This is a genomic window from Virgibacillus salexigens, assembly GCF_014905415.1.
In the GTDB taxonomy this organism is placed as follows: domain Bacteria; phylum Bacillota; class Bacilli; order Bacillales; family Amphibacillaceae; genus Virgibacillus; species Virgibacillus salexigens.
In genome coordinates this window covers 1,029,368-1,043,993 of the sequence record NZ_BNEO01000002.1, presented here as the reverse complement: position 1 = coordinate 1,043,993, position 14,626 = coordinate 1,029,368, and the positions used below count along the sequence as shown (strand labels likewise).

13 protein-coding genes are annotated in these 14,626 nt (G+C 36.0%); 11 read left to right on the top strand and 2 right to left on the bottom strand.

Annotated features, from left to right (window positions below; all coding sequences use genetic code 11):
- The first annotated feature begins 155 nt into the window (after positions 1-155).
- The 9 genes from JKP73_RS13180 to JKP73_RS23180 all read left to right on the top strand — a co-directional run bounded on the left by JKP73_RS13180 (position 156) and on the right by JKP73_RS23180 (position 11,186).
- Entirely contained in the window at positions 156-2,195 is a 2,040-nt protein-coding gene (locus JKP73_RS13180; protein WP_200411375.1) for a phage tail protein, read from the top strand.
- A gap of 14 nt (positions 2,196-2,209) precedes the next feature.
- On the top strand, positions 2,210-3,451 hold the full coding sequence (locus JKP73_RS13175; protein ID WP_200411374.1) for a phage tail domain-containing protein: 1,242 nt from the start codon (positions 2,210-2,212) through the stop codon (positions 3,449-3,451).
- A gap of 11 nt (positions 3,452-3,462) precedes the next feature.
- Positions 3,463-5,292, top strand: a complete 1,830-nt coding sequence (locus tag JKP73_RS13170) for a M14 family metallopeptidase (RefSeq protein ID WP_200411373.1) — start codon at positions 3,463-3,465, stop codon at positions 5,290-5,292.
- Between the two features lie 84 nt (positions 5,293-5,376).
- Entirely contained in the window at positions 5,377-6,600 is a 1,224-nt protein-coding gene (locus JKP73_RS13165) for an O-antigen ligase family protein (protein ID WP_200411372.1), read from the top strand.
- A gap of 20 nt (positions 6,601-6,620) precedes the next feature.
- Entirely contained in the window at positions 6,621-9,119 is a 2,499-nt protein-coding gene (locus JKP73_RS13160) for a tail tube TT1 domain-containing protein (protein ID WP_200411371.1), read from the top strand.
- On the top strand, positions 9,120-9,302 hold the full coding sequence (locus tag JKP73_RS13155; RefSeq protein ID WP_200411370.1) for a hypothetical protein: 183 nt from the start codon (positions 9,120-9,122) through the stop codon (positions 9,300-9,302).
- A 144-nt stretch (positions 9,303-9,446) separates the two neighbouring features.
- Positions 9,447-9,869, top strand: coding sequence for a phage holin family protein (locus JKP73_RS13150; RefSeq protein ID WP_200411369.1), 423 nt, complete (start codon positions 9,447-9,449; stop codon positions 9,867-9,869).
- A 29-nt stretch (positions 9,870-9,898) separates the two neighbouring features.
- Positions 9,899-10,126 (top strand): phage holin, encoded by a 228-nt coding sequence (locus JKP73_RS13145; RefSeq protein ID WP_200411368.1) that lies wholly within the window; start codon positions 9,899-9,901, stop codon positions 10,124-10,126.
- Position 10,127: 1 nt separating this feature from the next.
- Positions 10,128-11,186, top strand: coding sequence for a peptidoglycan recognition protein family protein (locus JKP73_RS23180; protein WP_200411367.1), 1,059 nt, complete (start codon positions 10,128-10,130; stop codon positions 11,184-11,186).
- Between the two features lie 695 nt (positions 11,187-11,881).
- Here the strand turns inward: JKP73_RS23180 and JKP73_RS13135 are convergent.
- Positions 11,882-12,232 carry a YhjD family protein gene (locus JKP73_RS13135; protein ID WP_200411366.1) on the bottom strand — a complete coding sequence of 117 codons (351 nt, stop codon included), beginning with the start codon at positions 12,230-12,232 and terminating at the stop codon, positions 11,882-11,884.
- Positions 12,233-12,292: 60 nt separating this feature from the next.
- Positions 12,293-12,481 (bottom strand): helix-turn-helix transcriptional regulator, encoded by a 189-nt coding sequence (locus JKP73_RS13130; RefSeq protein ID WP_200411365.1) that lies wholly within the window; start codon positions 12,479-12,481, stop codon positions 12,293-12,295.
- A 290-nt stretch (positions 12,482-12,771) separates the two neighbouring features.
- On the opposite strand from JKP73_RS13130, the gene JKP73_RS13125 reads away from it, so the two are divergent.
- Entirely contained in the window at positions 12,772-13,965 is a 1,194-nt protein-coding gene (locus tag JKP73_RS13125) for an FtsK/SpoIIIE domain-containing protein (protein ID WP_200411364.1), read from the top strand.
- On the top strand, positions 13,958-14,581 hold the full coding sequence (locus JKP73_RS13120) for a replication-relaxation family protein (RefSeq protein ID WP_200411363.1): 624 nt from the start codon (positions 13,958-13,960) through the stop codon (positions 14,579-14,581). Before JKP73_RS13125 ends, JKP73_RS13120 begins: the two co-directional genes overlap by 8 nt.
- Positions 14,582-14,626: the final 45 nt, after the last annotated feature.

The following is a 14,626-nucleotide window of genomic DNA, read 5'->3' as shown; positions in this document are numbered from 1 at the left end:
AAATCCAATTTACAGAAGCAGAAGTTCGTAAGTTCGAAAAACGCCTAAAAGAAGTTGATGATGGTAAGGCCTTAGATAAAGTAGAAAAAGATCTAGAAGAGGTAAATAAAGAGTCTAAACAAGCCTCTAAATCTGTTGGGAGATTAGGGAGTTCATTGGGGGATGCATCAAAAAAGGCAGGTGCATTAGGTGCTGCGGGTGCTGCTGCAATTGGTGGTTTAGTTACAGGCATGGAAGAATATAATCGTATCATGGCTAGATTGAATACGAATGCTACCAACCAAGGTCTAGACCCTTCTGTTATGGAAGATTATGCAAAGAAAGTAGCATCAGTATCTGGTGAAATGGATTCGGCCATCGAAACTGTATCTAACTTAATGGCTACTGATTTATCTGAATCCCAAATGGCACAAGCTATTGACGAAATTAATGGGGCTGCAATTCGTTTTTCAGATACCTTAAAAACTGAAGGGATAGCAGATGGATTACAAGAAACGCTTGCCACAGGAGAAGCTATAGGACCATTTGCTGAATTATTGGAGCGTAGCGGTGTAAATTTAGAGGAATTTAACAGTGGTTTAGCAGCAGCTCAAAAAAATGGAGAGGCAACTAATTTTGTTTTAGAAGAACTATCAAAAACAGGTTTAAGTAATGTATATAGTGATTATCAAAAACTTAATCCAGAAGTTGTAGCACAACAAGAAGCACAGCAAGATTTAACATCTTCCTTAGCAGAATTTGCGAAGAACCTAATGCCCTTAGTAACGATGGTTACTGCTTTTCTGGCGGTTATACTGGATTGGATAAATGGAAACTTTGAATTAGTGAAAAGCTTTGACACCATTGCAGAAGGGTTACAGGTATTAATAACCAATTTAGTAAATAATGGGATGCAGATTGTAAACTCGATTATCCAAGGTATTACGCAAAATCTACCAATGATAATACAGACCGGGGTACAAATTTTACAAAATCTTATTCAGGGTCTCATCACTGCATTACCTATGCTAATGGAAGCATGGCAAAATATCTTACTTATGCAGGCAGAAAATATAAGTTTATTTCTTCCACAAATCATTCAACTAGGAATACAGCTAATTCAATCACTTATACAAGGGATCCTAATAGCATTGCCTGTAATTCTTGAGGTTATATTAAATTTGTTGAATACCATAGTGAGAGTAATCTTAGAAAATTTACCTATGATTATTCAATCTGGAATCCAAATTGTAAATGCTGTAGTATCAGGAATTATTCAGCATTTACCGCAATTAATTACAACGGTGATTACTGTTTTAAATACGTTAATTAGTACAATTGTGCAAAATTTACCTCTAATTATACAAGCTGGGATTCAATTATTAAACGCTATTATTGAGGGCGTTTTGGGTATGCTTCCTGAACTAATTAATATGACACTAAAATTAGTTAATACGATTTTTGATGTTATTCTACAAAATTTACCTACGATCATTGATGCAGGAATTCAGTTATTGAGTGCTGTAGTTGATGGTTTGGCCAATGCTTTACCACAATTGATACAAATGGCACTTACATTAATTATTGAATTAGCAGGTGCTTTACTTAGCCATTTACCGAGGATTATTGCAGCTGGTGTAGACATATTATTTGCACTGATTGATGGCTTGATTGAGACGATACCAGATTTAGTAGCAGCAATTCCTCAAATAATTGATGCGATTTTTAATGCATTTGGAGATGTTGATTGGTTAGATATTGGTGTTAATATCATTCAAGGACTAATTGATGGTGTTTTAGACATGGCTGATTCATTAGTGGATAGTGTTAAAGGTGTTGTAGATGATGCCATCCAAGGTGCAAAAAACTTACTTGGTATTAAATCACCTTCTAGAGTGTTTCGACAAATTGGGGAGTATACAGGTGAAGGTCTAGAATTAGGTATAAAATCTATGGGAAATCGAGTAGCAAGAGCTGGTGAAAATCTAGGCAAGATGGCTGTCCCAGACATGCAAGGAACCGACATGCAAGGTATTAATTCAGGAGCTTTTACAGTTAGTGGCAATAGTGCTGGAAACAAGGGAATTAACTATGAAGAGTTAGGTAAAGCAATGGCTAAATACTTGAATTTTACATTCAATATAGATGGTGAAACATTAGCAACAGCTGTTAATACAACGAATGCAGTTAATTCTAATACAAACAAATACTTTTAGGGGGGCGGAGCTATTTGTTTAAAGTCTACGATAAGAATATGAATAGAAAACAATTTCCAAAAGGCGTTCGTCCTCTTGATATATTCATTTCTTCAATTCAAAAGAACACAAATAATAAAACGATTGAGGGAAGACCGGGAATTATAACTTACGGAAATACCCACGGAACAAGACCTATTGAAATTAAGTTATTACTTGAAGCTCAAGATACAAGAGATTACCGATTGTTAAGGGATGCGGTTTTCTCTTTTTTTGATGAGGACGAATTTTATATATCAGAACAGTATGTAAGTGGGAAACGTTACAAAGTGAATGTTGTAGAATCCTATATTCCAGAAAGAATGAATTTTTATCTTGCCACAGCAAGATTCTTTTTAGATATCACTGAACTTCCATATGCTGAATCCATCGGAACAACGCAGGATATTCAACGTAATGGAATAGATGCAGATAGCGAATTATGGGGTTTCGGCATGGGCTTAATTGCGGATGATGAATCGTTGATTTATACGCACGAAACGAACGAATTCCGTATATACAATGCAGGCAATCGACCAATACATCCGTTTCAGCAAGAATTAAAAATAACGATATCTGATATTGGCATCGAGCCGAGTAGAAATATGTTTGACGGTACGTATAATGATTGGTTTATATACGATTATTCTGATACAGCTTATCTAAGACGTAATTACCAAGGTGAAGAGTATACGTTGATGATCCCAGTCGATTCAGGTCAAACATATACAATTAAAGTACATGATAAAGAAAATTCAAATCAATTCACAATAGCAACTGCGCCGACAGAACCAGTATTCGATGGAGCGGGAATATTTGATATGGGGAGGCCAGTCCATCTGCAAGGTAAATTTTCCCATCAAGAGAGAACCTATACACTAACTATACCAGAAGGTGATAATTATTTATATGTAATGGCCGCACAAGATCAAGAACCACCTAGTAAAATTCAAGTGGAACAAGGAGATACAGCAACTCCTTACAAACCACATCCGAGCGAAGATCAATTTATTGAGTTGAGGAACAAAACAAATAACACACGTTTTAAATCAACAGATACATTCGCAAATGAAGATATCATTATTATACACGGACCCAACGTTACAAAAAATTCGCAGGCGTATTTGAGGAAAACAACAAAAGAATTCATCGAATTGCTGCCGGGATGGAATGAGTTTGAGGTGACAGGGGTTAGCAATGCAAAAATTGAATTCGACTTTAGGTTTTATTACGCATAAGGAGGGCGAATATGTCAAAAAAAAATATTGGGACGCTTTGGGATAGAACTACTAGAACAGATATAAACAATAACTTTGCAGCGTTGTTCAAAATGCGAGAGATATTAAATAACCTGATAATTGAGGGGCATTTTACCGAACAACAAATGGGCGATGTATTACTCGCATTAAATGACGCAATTAAAAAAGGTCATCTAAGTGTTAACGATATCGATAAAAATAAAGGGTTACTTGATCAATCATTTATGAGTGAAGAATTTTTAGAGCAGATAGCAGGTAATACCCCAATTAATTCTGTCCCCGCTGACGAAAGCGTAACAACAGGTAAAATAGCGGATAATGCGATAGTTCCTAGTAAAACAAACTTTTTTTATAAAACTCCGAATATATTTGATGGAGAATATCACGACTGGTATATTTATGATTATGGTTCAAGTTCTGAAAACCCAACAGCATATTTAAGGCGTAATTATCAAGGCGAAGAACACACTTTAATGGTACAAGTTATCCCGGGAGAAACATATACTATTAAAATTCACGATAAAGGGAACTCCAATCAATTCACGATAGCAACTGCACCCACAGAACCATCTTTCGATGAAACAGGGATATTTGATATGGGAAAACCGGTTCACTTGCAAGGTAAACATTCAACTCCTGAAAGGGAATATACACTAACAATCCCCGAAGGTGATAATTATCTTTATGCAATGGTAGCCCAAGACCAAGAACCACCTAGTAAAATTCAAGTGGAACAAGGGGAAGATGCTAACGTATATACTTCCCCTTATATGCTTAACACTAATTTGTACATTCAAGGTGCAGGAGAGAACGAAAATCAAGAAGCCCCAAGAAAGATAAAAACATTAACTAGCCAAAATATGTATAATGTCCCTACACTAGAAAGTGTGAATTTACCGGACAGTACAGTGAAGATACACGATGTAACGAGTACCGACATGTTCGGGTTTTATGATTCATTGATGGCAGATAATCCAACTTATATAACAAAAGAACTTGCTACCAACGAAACAACTGGATTACCTATTTACAAATATATATTTAAACCGGAACAACCAGAAATCGGACGAATAGAAGCGGAAACAGACTTACTACATTTCTTCATAGTATCCGGTGTACATGGTAGCGAAAAGGCTAGTTGGTGGTGCGTGTACGAAACTATGAAGCAAATATGCGAAAACTGGCGTAACAGTGATGTGCTTGAATCGTTGAGATGGAACGTTAAGTTTACAGTGATTCCAATCGTGAATGTTTATGGAATTGATAATCCCGATGATCCAATAACTTTGGGCGGTAAGAAGAATGCTAACGGAATAGACATAAACAGGAGTTTTCCGGAAGGGTTCGTTGTTTATAGTGATCCAGAATACGCTGGCTATGGCGGGGAAGAACCGTTAACACAGCCAGAAGCAATCATGATAGCGGATATTTTACAAAACGAAGAAGTTGATTTTTATGCAGACTTTCATAATTTTAGTTCAAATCCTAATCCCAATTATTTTATGTGGAATATTTCTGATGAAATGCATGGGATTAATATGTCGCAAGATTATTATACGCACCTTTCTTTAAAGTGGAAAAAACAAGATGAATTATTCCCTCAATCAAATGACGTGTTTTTTGGGTATTCTAGTGTTGGAACAGGAGGATCAACACCACCTTATATAAGTAGTTTAGGTATTCCTGGTAGTATCTTTGAAATAAGTCATACAATGCATCCAAAAGGAGATAGTTCGCAATACAGTTCAGAAGTAGTTACATTAGGTACAGAAGCACAGTTAAATTGGTTGTATTTAGCTTATAAAAATCTGACAAATTAGAACAAATTTCTTAGACTTCATTCCTAATACCCGAAAAATGTGGTAAAATTATACAACATATTTATTGAGAATGGGGTCGGGATTTTGTCAATTTTATTTCAAAAACTAACTTACTTTTCATTATGGTTAACGATTTTCACTATGCCGTTTCAAAAACATTTTATAATACCAGGTTTAGGTAGCATAAATAAAGTCTTTGGTATTGTATTAGTTAGTTCTATAATTCTAACGATATTATTTAAAGGTGAGTTTAAAAAACTACCTGTATTTTATGTGGTTCTATTTTTATTTATTTTGCTGAATCTATGCTCGTATTATTGGGGAGAATTACCACAGGATGCGGTAAATAAAAGTATTTTATATTTACAACTAAGTGTCATTTCGTGGGCAATTTACGAATTTGCATGTAAACAAGACAAATTGAACGGGTTATTAAAAGCATTTGTGCTAGGGTGTTCAGTAATAGCTTTACAATCGATTTATCAATTCATAACCGTAGGGAGCAATCCATTAATATCATCTAGCAGATTTTTTATTGAAGGATACAATCCTAATCAATTAGGTATAATCTGGGGGTTAGGATTGCCAATGGCAATGTATCTAATTATTAATGGATCAAAGCTTTTCATGTTATATGTGCCCATTGCATCTTTTTCAATATTACTAACTGGGTCAAGAACTGCTTTAATCCTATTGGTTTTTATATTCATTTGTTCGATTTGGTTGTTATTTAAATATAAAGTAAGGTTTAGAAAAATATTTACGTTTTCGTTATTCGGCGTTGGGGCTTATGTTCTTTACCAATTGCCGAAAGGACAGTTAGAACGACTTTATACAATAAAAGATCAAATAACTAGCGGTACTTTAAACGGAAGGACTGGTATTTGGAGTTCTGGGGTAGAAACGTTTACTCAAAATCCTATTTTGGGAGTTGGATCTGGGTCTTTTTTAGAAGCTTCTGTTGCTAATTCAGATACTGGAGTTGCTTATTCTGCGCATAATGCTTATTTATCGGTTCTTGTTGAGAATGGGATGTTAGGTTTTTCGTTTTTTGTTACAATGTTGGCTATTCTATTTGTTTCTTCACTCAAAATAAGTAAAAATAATCCTTATAGATGGTTATGCCTTACTCTTGTTACTGCATGGATGATTCTTTCTATCGCCAGTCATGCAGAAGCACAAAAATACACATGGATAATATTTGGTTTTATATTGTCGGCTTATTACATTAACAAAAACAACCCAATTGAGTCGATGAAACCTTTAGTGAATAAGAAACGGATCTTAAAAAAACGAATTGTTTGGTAAATTAGTTAGGAGGTGAATAAGTGTATATACGTAATCTAAACGGGGATGAATTCGCATTACAAGCTACGACAACCACCGATTTAGAGTTAAACGGAAACCAATCGTTATCGTTGAAGATACTGCCGACAAGAGTGAACAAGCTGTTTATTGACGATGTATCCGAAATGTGGCAGATAACAGCGGACGGAATAACGTATAAAATCGTATATGCTAAACGTAAAGGTGAGGGGCGGTTATTGACAGTACAAGTCAAAGCTGTTCCTCTTTTCTTTGACGATTTCGACACGCAGCGTATATATGAACGTTACGACCAACACATGACCGCGATTAATTGTTTTTCGATTATATTCGAAAACAGTGGTTATGAATTCGTTCTAGTCGATCAATTCGAGGCGATTCAATGGAAAGGATTCGGAGAAGGTGACACTCGACTTGCCATGTTTAAAGAGGCGATAAATCGATATGGTATAGAGTTTCGGATCGTTGGTACTACGGTTTATCTCGAAAGACAAATCGGACGGGATACATCGTTCATGTATCGACACAAGTTAAATGCTTCTAACATCGTTCAAGAAATCGATGCAGCCGCAATGTACACGTACGCAAAAGGTTACGGTGATTTTGCAGAAGGTGAAGAACAGGACGCGAAATTAATTCGAGAATATACGTCACCACTCGCGAACATCATCGGTAAACGCGAAGCGCCGCCAATTAAAAACGGTAACATTACGACCATATCAACGATGGATACACAACTTAAAACGTTAGTCGATGAGTCGTTGCAAATTAGCGTATCAGCCGATATTTTCGACTTACGCAAACAGGGATACGAATTAGGACAACCGGAATTAGGAGATCGTACATTTCTTATCGATGAGCGAATCGGTTTAAACGAGGAAGTACGCATCGTGAATATGTCGATCAAGAAAGATTGGAAAGGTAACGTATTAGACTTAAAGTTAACCTTCGGTTCGGACGGATTAACCAAACGTTATCAGTCGAGATTAAACACAGCAGCGAAAGATATCACCGACATATTAGCCGGACGAAAAGAAATGCCTTTTAGCGTACTACCTTCCGCAAAACAAGCAGCAATGCGTAAATTAGAAGAAGCGCAAACGGAATTAATATTCGGTAATGCGGAGAATGGCGTACAAGGTATCATAGCGCAAGATAAGAACGATCCTAACAAGTTAATGTGGATGAACTCTAACGGATGGATGATTAGTGTTGATGGTGGTGTTACTCCGAAAGTAGCAGCGACCGCAGAAGGAATAGTAGCGGATGTCATAACAACGGGTTTACTGAACACAGACCAAGTTATTATTCGTGGTGGCGACGGCTTGCGTTATATGTATATGAATGGTTCGGAATTAATCTCACATGGAGAATTCACTAGAACTTGGGCAGGAATTCAAGATACTGCCGAATTGAATCTAGGTATATATAACGGACGTGTAATGATTTCTAACGAGGATACCGGATACAACCTTTACATGACTGAACTCGGATTATCAACTACGATGTCGGGGGCGCAGGAAGATTATACGGCAGGTACGTTAGAATTTCATAGCCAACGTTTTAACCAAGAATCCCGAGGCGTTTCGTTAATTTCATCTTGGGGTACGGTCGCATTATTAGCGCAGAATAGTACGATTGTAAGCAGGTCTAATTTAACGAACAATATCGAAAGCGAAGATTATTCGGTTTATATACGACCATTCATGTATACCCGAACAGGCCTTAATGAGTTTCAATTTTACGTAAAGGATAACGCATCGGCCAGCGAAACGGACGGAGCGTTACTTTACGGTAATTTAACCGAAGGCACTACGCATGGGTCGGGTATTCGTTTTAGTAAAAACGCATCTAATCCAACAGTGTATGCAACGAACATTAACGGAGATATCGGAACAGGCAACTTTCACGCGGATCGGTTTCTAGGACATTTAGCTGCGCCTGGCGACGGATTTTTATACCTAATGGCTGACGATAAAGTACGAATTACTGATAGGCGAGGGTATAATAACGGTAATCCTGTTTTACGTGATTTACAACTTTCGTTCATACAAGCAAATTCGATCAGGGTAAATGATTCTGATGCTAACCTCTACATCGGTACATCTTCCGGGGAAGCTAGAGTAACAAACAATTTACTTTACAACAATGGTGATGTCGGTTATCGACCTATCGCGGCGAGTGAGTTCAGGAACGCATCTAGTATAGTCTATAAAACTAATATTGAAGATTTGGCTGTAGAAGGGCTACCGATTATTAACAATTTATCGGTTAAAGAATATGTTCTTCAAGAAGATGTAGATAACGGAGTATACGACAATTGGCAAGTCGGATTCATTAGTGAATTAAGTCCAGAAATCGCTACGCCAGACGGTAAAGCAATTAACATATATAAGTTACTTGGGTATGCAATAAAAGGAATGCAAGAAGAATATATTGCCCGTAAAGAATTAGAAAAACGTGTACAAGATTTAGAAATAATTATATCGGAGGGTGCTTAAATGCAAAAGCCTAACAAAGATTACATGATTCAATCGTTACAAGCTCAGATATCAAACACATCAATCCAGATTGCTGAACGTGATGCGATAATTACAGAACAACATCAGGAAATACAGGAATTAAAGAAACAGATAGAAGAAATAACGGAGAAACAAATAGAGGAAATGGATAGCGCCAAGTAAGGCGTATTTTTTATGGGGGAAAATCGAGGGCTAGGGATGTTAGCCCTCTTCCACCTATTGAGGGTCAAATAGGTGGTTATTAGTGTTATACGAGAAATTATTTTTATGTTAGGGGGTCATTTACCTAATGGAGGAGATGAATAAATGGGCGGTGTTAATTTGGAACATCTAGAAGCTGCAAGGATGTATTTATTTGGGGATGTTAAGTTCTTACATTTGCTATTACTATTGATGGCATTAGATATATTAACAGGGGTATTCAAAGCATGGAAAAACGGTAATCTATGGAGCAGAAAAAGCCTTTTTGGCTATGCTCGAAAGGTGCTTATTTTAGTAGTAATTATATTGGCAAACGTTGTAGATCAAATACTTGGATTGAATGGAGCGGTCACTTATGCGACGGTTCTTTTTTATTTGGCTAATGAAGGACTATCCATATTAGAAAATTTGGCGGCAGTTGGTGTAATTGTACCACCTGGACTAGCTGACAAATTAAAGGCTATTGATGAAAGCGAAAAAACTTTGCCGGATGAAGTAAGAGAAGAATTTTCAACGAAGGAAAAATAACATTTCAAAAATTTTAAGGAGGAATTTATATGAAAGCAGCAATTACAAGATTAGTGGTATTAGGGATTTTATTGTTAAACCAAGGTTTAGTCGTATATGGTTGGGACCCGTTACCGTTTACCGAGGATCAAGTATATGCAGGTGTTTCTACAGTAGCAACTGTTGGAGTATCTTTGTGGACTTACTGGAAAAACAATAACGTCACTAAAAAGGCTCAAGAGCAAGAGGCGTGGCTCAAAGAACAGGGGTTGAAATAAGATGGCCAAAAAACCATATATCAAAAAGCTTAATTTATCATTCAGAGGAAATCTAAACCCACTAAGTAAAAGCCGGATCGTGAAAATAGTGCAGCATCACATGGCGCATCCATCTTGGGATATCATGGACGTGCATAATTTTCACAGGTATTCTAATGGTTGGCAAGGGATTGGATATAATTTTTGGATTGGATTTGATGGAACGATTTATGAAGCTAGGGGGCTTTATCAAGGTGCGCATTGTTTAGGGTACAACAGCACTACTATAGGCATTGGTTATCAAGGTAATTTCCAAACGCAACATATGACGGATGCACAATTAAAAGCTGGTATAGCATTAAATGTATGGCTTATTGATGAATTCCCTAATCTGCAAGCTGGGGATATTTTAGGACATAAAGATTTAGGAAGCACTGCTTGTCCAGGTAAAAACTTTAGAATGTCAGAACTTAAAAAAGGAGTTTCAGGTGGAAAAGTTGAAGCTCCAAAACAGGAAGTTGAGTCCGAAATCACTAACAAATGGACAAAAGTTACTGGTGATTGGAAGGGTCAAACACTTGGTAATGGAGAATATGGTGAACCTGTAAGACAATTACAAACCATGCTTGCAGAAAATGATCCTCCATTCTATCCAAATAAAGGTGCAAGAAACAACGGGATTGATAGTTATTACGGAGATAACACAGAAAATGCAGTAACACGTTATCAATCATATTACGGTTTATCTGTTGACGGGTTAGCAGGTAAAGAGGTTTATGGATCTCTAACTGGCAAAAGTTCATCAAATAAACCAGCAAGCAAGCCTAAATCATCTGGATTACCTAATGCAGTTTATAAAGCTGCTAAACCATATCCTAGAGGTAGCGGTGTGAAGGCAGTACAAAAAGCCTTGGCATCTGTTTACTTTTACCCAAATAAGGGCGCTAAAAATAAAGGCATCGATGGTGTTTATGGTCCAAATACAGCCGATGCAGTACAACGATTCCAGTCCATGCATGGATTAGCACAGGATGGCATTTATGGTCCTGATACTAAGAAAGCTTTAGAAAAAGCTATGTAATAAAATTAAGCCCCATATCTTTAGGGAGACTAGGGGCTTAATAATTCGTTGGCTCGGCAGGAGCCTCTAACTCTAAACAGTATTGACATGGATAAATAATTATATACAAAATAAATTGCCTCTCGATTCCGAGAGGCAAACAGTGTGCGTTTTGTTCAACAACTTGAACAGGTAGACATTTATATTATACCCGTTTAAGACATTTACATGGAAAGAAAGTTGTAATTCAAAAGGAGAAAGTGAGTAATTGAAAGACTTAGAAAAGCCTCAATTATATTATGTACCTTTGTCATATTTCAATACGTTGTTAAATATTATCTATAAGGGTTAACTCCCTTGCTGCAACCATGCCTTAGTTCAATTTTTGCGGTTTGTTGAGCTAGGGCTATTATAAATCCCCCTCTTACCTAGGGATGTAAAAGGGGGGAACAAGAAGTTTAGGCCCTCAGTAAAGCCCGTTAATATCCTCTTCAATTTCCAGTACATTTATACATACTCCGGGTTTATTTTTTTTATCATGAAACAGAACGAGTATATCCGTGTGCTTAGAGTACATGAAAATAGCCCTCACAAATGTGGGGGCTATTTCTCTAAAGAATTTCTTGGTAAAAACGACTTAATAGGTTGTTAAAATTAAAGTACAATCGTAATAAATATATGCGAATAAGTACTATATTGAAACGGCATTTGCCTATTTAATAATCTTTTACCTCAAAATCAGTTCCATTCATGTAACGTTTCATAGCTTGATTAGTCATTTCTTTTAAATCCTCTGAAGAATATTCAATCACACCACTATTACCCCTGCTATTCCATCGATAAGTAGTGTTCCCAATTCGTTTTATGTCTAGGTGATACTTAGTATATAATTTCTGTTTTGTAGCTGACATGTCTTTCTGTATTCGTTCTATGACGGCATCAATCATACTTTGATATACGATACCTTGCTTAAACTTAGCAAAGCGCTTTCTATCCTGTTCGAAAATCTTCGCAGCAAAAGGAAGAATGATGAAATCTTGTGCTAACCGTTTTAATTCCTCATTCATAAGATCACCCCAAAGAACGTTTGTTCCTATTATATACAGTGATTTACTTTTTATCAAACATTATTCAAACCATATATCTTCAATGTGTTTATCTAATTCCTTAGCTATTTTATAAGCAAGCGGCAATGCGGGAATCGCGCCCTTGTTTACTATGCGATTGATCGTTGACTTATTTGCACCAGTTACCTTGGCTAAGTGTGTTTGTTTAATACCTTTATCCTCTAGAATTTCTTTTAGTCTAGATTTCATTACACCACCTCACAATATTAATTCTCCAAATTAAACTAAATTCCTTTTTTACGCATGGACAGGCATTTTAGTGGGCGTTTATACATACATTACTACCAAGGTAACTACCAAAGTAATTGCCAAATTATCTACCAAGGCACATCTACCAAGGTATTAGAATCTACGTCCAATATATAAGGGTATTTAAAAATTTGTTTAAAGCGGAGCGAAGTGGAGCTGTCTGAAAGAGGGAGGGCGAGGGAGGTAAAAAAAATATTAAGTACAATAACTCATGTATGGGAGGAGAAAGTATGTTCACGATTCTAGGTTGGTCTTTACTAACTAGTTCAATTTTATGGGGGTCTTATCCTGCATTTGAATATGTTTTTCTGAAAAATAAATACAGAAAAAGAAAGCTTATAGAAAATTTGAATGCTGCATTTATTAACGGAGGATTATTTAAAAAAATAGATAAATATGAAGCTTATCCTCATTTATTACGTTTCGATCAAAAGGGAGGATGTATCACATTTGTTTTTACTATCCCTAAAGGTATAAATCCAGATGAATTTGAAAAACGTCTATTTGTCTTTAAGCAACATTTTGGACAATACATTGATTTGAATATCACAGAGCAAAGAGGAATATTAAAAGTGTTTCCAGATGGATTACCAGGTAAGTTTAAATATGATTACCCTGAAATCCACAGCGCATTAAAAGGAAAAATACCCATTGTTTGCGGTCAGACTTTAGATGGTAAAATCCATTCATTTGACCTTACTAGAAATCCTCATGTTCTTATTGCTGGTGAAACAGGTTCAGGAAAATCAAGCGAGATAAGAAGTATCCTAACAACGTTAATAAAACATAAATCACCAAAGCAATTGCAATTGATATTAGGGGATCTAAAAAGGTCAGAGTTTCATCTATTTAAACAAATCGAGCATGTAGAAGGTGTTTTCCATTCTGCTGATGAACTACGGCCAGCTCTTAATAAAGTTAAAAGAGAAATGGTCAAGCGAGGGAATAAGTTAGATGAAGCTGCTGTAAATTCAATTGATCAATTAAAAGAAAGATTGCCTTATATCGTGGTATGTATTGACGAAGTTGTTTTGTTAAAAAAAGAAACTGACATTATGGACATTTTAGAAGAAATCTCAAGCATAGGTAGATCATTAGGAGTGTTTATTATTTTGTCAATGCAAAGACCTGATGCCAAGCTACTGGATGGAAAGCTAAAGGTAAATCTAACAGTGCGAATGGGATTCATGACAGCTGATGCAACCAATTCAAAAATTATTGGTACACCTGGCTCTGAAAAGATTAATACACCTGGAAGGATGCTATTGAAAATTAATTCGAGTATACAAGAGATACAGTGTCCTTGGTTAGATAATGATAATGCCCGTAAATTGCTTCATTCATATAGAGTACAGCAACAAAAGAAGGAACCCACTCAAGAAAATAATTACTCTAAAGTATTGGAGATGTTTGAAAATGAATAAAAGGGATTTGCAGATCATAAAGGATTTAGAACGATTTAGGGTTATGAGTAGGGATGACATCATAGAGCTATATTTTTCTAGACTAAAAAACCCTGTGACATGTGCTAACACTGTTTTAAAACGTTTAGTTAGAGACAAACAAATAGGTGTAAGCAAATCATTTACGCCTTACGTTTATTTTCCGATTCAATCTACCATTAAACATAATTCCACTAAAATACCTCATTTTCTGCAGCTGGTAGAAGTCTATAAACAGATAAGGAAATACACTACTCCAAAAACTTTTCAAATCGAACCAAAATATAAAAAAGGATTAGCGGAACCAGATATATTCACTACAATAAAAGGTGCACCATTCTTTATAGAAGTGCAGCGCAATTTATACTCACAAAAAGTAATGAATGAGAAAATCAAACGCTATGAAGCTCTAAAGATTTCAAATGAATTTAAACCATTTCCTTTCATAGTAATGATTACCAGCACCAACTATGAAATACAGGAAGGAGATTTAACAGTATTCCAGGTAGGATCTATACAGGAATTTATGCAAAATATAAGCAAGAAAAAGGAGAAAGTAAAAGAAGAATCAAATGGTATAAAATTTAAAATTGGTTGAAACTTTTGTACTGGATTTATGGTAATATGTAGAAAAAAGATACTA

Excerpts from the sequence above, each read along its gene's own strand:
- JKP73_RS13170 (WP_200411373.1), top strand. The coding sequence starts at position 3,463 with ATGTCAAAAAAAAATATTGGGACGCTTTGGGATAGAACTACTAGAACA.
- JKP73_RS13155 (WP_200411370.1), top strand. The coding sequence starts at position 9,120 with ATGCAAAAGCCTAACAAAGATTACATGATTCAATCGTTACAAGCTCAG.
- JKP73_RS13150 (WP_200411369.1), top strand. The coding sequence starts at position 9,447 with ATGGGCGGTGTTAATTTGGAACATCTAGAAGCTGCAAGGATGTATTTA.
- JKP73_RS13145 (WP_200411368.1), top strand. The coding sequence starts at position 9,899 with ATGAAAGCAGCAATTACAAGATTAGTGGTATTAGGGATTTTATTGTTA.
- JKP73_RS23180 (WP_200411367.1), top strand. The coding sequence starts at position 10,128 with ATGGCCAAAAAACCATATATCAAAAAGCTTAATTTATCATTCAGAGGA.
- JKP73_RS13135 (WP_200411366.1), bottom strand. The coding sequence starts at position 12,232 with ATGAATGAGGAATTAAAACGGTTAGCACAAGATTTCATCATTCTTCCT.
- JKP73_RS13130 (WP_200411365.1), bottom strand. The coding sequence starts at position 12,481 with ATGAAATCTAGACTAAAAGAAATTCTAGAGGATAAAGGTATTAAACAA.
- JKP73_RS13125 (WP_200411364.1), top strand. The coding sequence starts at position 12,772 with ATGTTCACGATTCTAGGTTGGTCTTTACTAACTAGTTCAATTTTATGG.
- JKP73_RS13120 (WP_200411363.1), top strand. The coding sequence starts at position 13,958 with ATGAATAAAAGGGATTTGCAGATCATAAAGGATTTAGAACGATTTAGG.